This is a genomic window from Kocuria soli (assembly GCF_003797835.1).
GTDB classification, from domain to species: Bacteria; Actinomycetota; Actinomycetes; order Actinomycetales; family Micrococcaceae; genus Kocuria; species Kocuria soli.
In genome coordinates this window covers 1-872 of sequence record NZ_RKMF01000031.1, presented here as the reverse complement: position 1 = coordinate 872, position 872 = coordinate 1, and the positions used below count along the sequence as shown (strand labels likewise).

The following is an 872-nucleotide window of genomic DNA, read 5'->3' as shown; positions in this document are numbered from 1 at the left end:
TGGGGTTGACCCCGGTTCGTGGACATCGCGTTATGCGGCTTCTGCCGCGGGGTTCATGAGCTGGTGCTCGAAGGTTACCGGGCTGAGCCTGCCCAGGGACGAGTGCCGCCGAGTCCGGTTGTAGGTGGCCTCGATCCAGGCGCCGACTCCGCGCCTGGCAGCGGCCTTGGTCGCAAATTTCTGTCGGTGGTAGTACTCGGTCTTCAAGGTCGACCAGAACGATTCGATCTGCGCGTTGTCCCAGCACACCCCGGTCCGCCCTACCGAGATCCTGACCTCCAGCTCGGCGGCGATCTCGGCCAGCTGGGCGGAGGTGTACTGACAGCCGCGATCGGCGTGCAAGATCACTCCGGTGGTATCGCCACCGCGCAGGCTCACCGCCCGGCGCAGCGCGGTCTCGACCAGCTCGGTCCGCATGTGGTCATCGACCGCCCAGCCCAACACCCGCCGCGAGCAGCCGTCGCAAACCGCGCACAGGTACAGCCATCCCTGGCCGGTGGGCAGATAGGTGATGTCCGAGGTCCACACCGCATCGAGACGGCCGCGATCGAAGTCGCGCTCCACCAGATCGGGGATCGTGTGCGCGGACTCGTCGGCGACCGTGGTCACCGGGTGCCAGGTGGCCGGGCTGATGCCGGCGATGCCGCGGGCGCGCATGAGCTTCGCGACCGTCTTGCGCGAGACCACCTCGCCGGCGGCGCGCAGATCAGCCAGGATCCGCGGCGCACCGTTGACCCCGTCGGAGGCCGTGTGGGCGGCCAGCACCTTCTCGCTCAGCTGGGCCCGCCGCACAGCGCGCGGACCAGCCGGCCCATCGCGGCGTGCCAGCCAGGCGTAGTAGCCCGACCGGGAGACCTCGAGCAGCTCGGCCA

1 protein-coding gene is annotated in these 872 nt (G+C 69.5%); it reads right to left on the bottom strand.

The features are described from left to right. Positions 1-30: 30 nt before the first annotated feature. Positions 31-872, bottom strand: an 842-nt coding sequence (locus EDL96_RS13300; protein WP_123826705.1) for an IS3 family transposase, incomplete at its 5' end; no start/stop codon positions are given.